1 protein-coding gene is annotated in these 1,386 nt (G+C 57.2%); it reads right to left on the bottom strand.

Annotation, left to right across the window (positions count from 1 at the left end):
- On the bottom strand, positions 1-1,386 hold a 1,386-nt coding region (locus D3222_RS24565; protein ID WP_198672933.1), incomplete at both ends, for an ImcF-related family protein.

Genomic DNA, 1,386 nt, shown 5'->3' with positions numbered 1-1,386 from the left:
CCAGGGCTTCCATCACTGCCGGAGGGTCATCGGTATTCGCCAGTTGTTGCAGCACCAGACGCACCCGGGTTACCCGCGTCAGGAAGGTTTGCAGACTGAGTGACGGGTCCGCCGTCATCCCGTTTTCCGCCGGGCTTTTGCCCATCAGCGCTAATAACGGGCCAAACGCGTTATCCAGTGGCCCCGATGGCATGCGGGGCGAGTCAATCGCCGGCAGCTTACTTTTCTGGAACAGGTTTTGTGCCGATTTCACCAGCGAATCCGCTAACGCCGTCCCCTGCTGGCCGGTTTCGCCCTGATAAGCCAGCGTGTCCATCAGGGCAATCAACGGCGACTGACGCACATCCGCCATGACGGTTAACTGGTCAATGGTATCAGCAAGGTTATGCACTTTATTCCAGCGCAAACTGTTGAGAAAGTTCAGCCACGCCCCGGCGAAATCGGTGAAATAACGTTCCGTCAATCGGGCTTTCAACTCCGCCGGTGAAACCGCCTTCAATACCGGCTGACGACCGTCACTGAGCACCCAGTCAATCTCCTCCTGCCGGGCAGCCACCACCTGCGCTATCGCTTTTTGTACCTGCCCCTCCCACGCCTGACGGGTAAACATCCCCGGTACTACCTTATCGGTGGTAAACAGACGGCTCGCATCAGTAACCCCGGTCATCTGCGCCAGCCTTAAATCGCCGTAACCGTGGGCCACCTGTTGCAATATTTTCTGGTACAGCACCGTTTCCGCCTGACGCTGCCCAAGCTGATTGAGCAATATCTGACGCACTTCACCGACCAACCCGTTATCCACGCTGATTTTCCACTCCGGGTGGCGCGGCAAATTCTCCGCATAAAAAGTCACTAATGCCTCACCGCTGTTTTGCCACAAGCCATCCGTCACCCCGGCCCGCCGCGGCCAGTTTTCCATCAACACCCGGCGCATAAAGGCCGCCTGGGCTTTTTCCGGCTGAGCCATCATCAGATACACTTTCAACTGGTTGTACGCCGAATTGATACGCTGATGACGCTGTGCACTGCCCGCCGGCAGATTCACCAGTTCGGTCAGACGCTGATGGAGCAACCGGGCAGCGGCATCACGTATCAGCTCGGCATTATTGCGTTGATACACCGGCCACATCACTTTCAGTAGGGCATCATTCTGATTGAGCCCAAAACGGCTGTACCACGGTGTCCCATGCGCTGACTGGTGCTGCAACCGGTCAATCTGCAATTGCAAGTCATGCTGACTGAGCAGACGGGCCGATAAAGCTTCCTGAGGGTCACCGGCCTCGCTGATTCGTTCACGACTGACCGCTATCTGATGACGGTTGGCAAAAAATGAAGTCACACTGCCCACGCCCCACAATGCCGCCAGCGCTATCACCCCCCACTGGG

Source organism: Photorhabdus sp. CRCIA-P01 (assembly GCF_003545805.1).
Lineage (GTDB): Bacteria > Pseudomonadota > Gammaproteobacteria > Enterobacterales > Enterobacteriaceae > Photorhabdus > Photorhabdus antumapuensis.
The sequence above is the reverse complement of the archived record's forward strand: the minus strand, read 5'-3'. Positions and strand labels throughout refer to the sequence as shown.